Source organism: Microcoleus sp. Pol12B4, assembly GCF_036701385.1.
GTDB lineage: Bacteria > Cyanobacteriota > Cyanobacteriia > Cyanobacteriales > Microcoleaceae > Microcoleus.
The window spans coordinates 1-1,028 of record NZ_JAUBQR010000481.1 but is presented as its reverse complement, the minus strand read 5'-3'; the positions used below and the strand labels follow the sequence as shown (position 1 = coordinate 1,028).

Below are 1,028 nucleotides of genomic sequence, written 5' to 3'. Positions count from 1 at the left end.
TATGAAAAACAATCTGATTTCAACGAAAACCTGAGATATTCTCCCTGGAACGGCTTAGCAGTTCATCGTCCAGTAGGTGCGATCAATCGGATACGCGGTGTGGTTTACCCAGTTGTAGCGAATTATCGGCTTAAAAAGCGAGGTCTTGTCCACCAAGAACCCACAGGAGAAGAAACATTTTAAGGGATTAGATGTCTTGCAAAAAGAACACCAAACTAATTCCCTTACTAACTGGTCTTGCTTTAATTACTTTGAGGGAATCCCTTGTCAACAAATTCAATTGCTAAAACGGTTTGATGGTGCTAAGTAGAAGGAAGAATGCTTGTAAAGCCAGCTTGTTAGCCATTCCGATCTTAGGTTTAATTAGGTGGATTTATTTATACTTTTTCCTAAAAGTATAAGCCAGAGTATATCAGCAAGTTGAACTCCCGACTCTTCTATCAACAAAGCGCAAAATTGGTTTGCCGATCGCACCTTCTCAAAAATCCCGTATGTGCGATCGCGAATTCGATTAAACCTGGTTTATTGCCGATCGCCAACGTCCGTCTAGGATAGTCCAAATCCGTCGTTAGCACAGCCCTCGAAGAGGATCGTCCGAACTGACTCAGGAGTGCGATCCTCTACGAGGGCAACGCTTACGCACTCATCACCATGTGCCAGTTGCGTAAATCCTGAATCAATCATATTATATTGTTACAAAAATATCTTATGAAAAGGAGTTTATGCGAATACAGTATTTTTTGTCAATTTTCCCCATATTACTTGTACTCACGTTTCAGGATAGTACATTTGCCCAGTCTCTAGACTCATTACCATCAAGTGCGATCGCCCTAACCGAACCTCAAAACATTGCCCCGACTCTGAAAGAGGAAGTTCAAGATGACTTTGTAAAAGTTCAAGGTCAGGAGACATCTGTTTCCGAAGTGTCCGACGTACAGCCTCAGGATGTTAAAGATGACTTTGTAAAAGTTCAAGGTCAGGAGACATCTGTTTCCGAAGTGTCCGACGTACAGCCTCAGGATGTTAAA

1 protein-coding gene and 1 pseudogene are annotated in these 1,028 nt (G+C 42.1%); both read left to right on the top strand.

The features are described from left to right. A pseudogene (locus QUA38_RS29215) lies at positions 1 to 183 on the top strand (catalase); the annotation flags it as partial. A 539-nt stretch (positions 184 to 722) separates the two neighbouring features. Continuing rightward, on the top strand, positions 723 to 1,028 hold a 306-nt coding region (locus QUA38_RS29210; RefSeq protein WP_333168056.1), incomplete at its 3' end, for a hypothetical protein.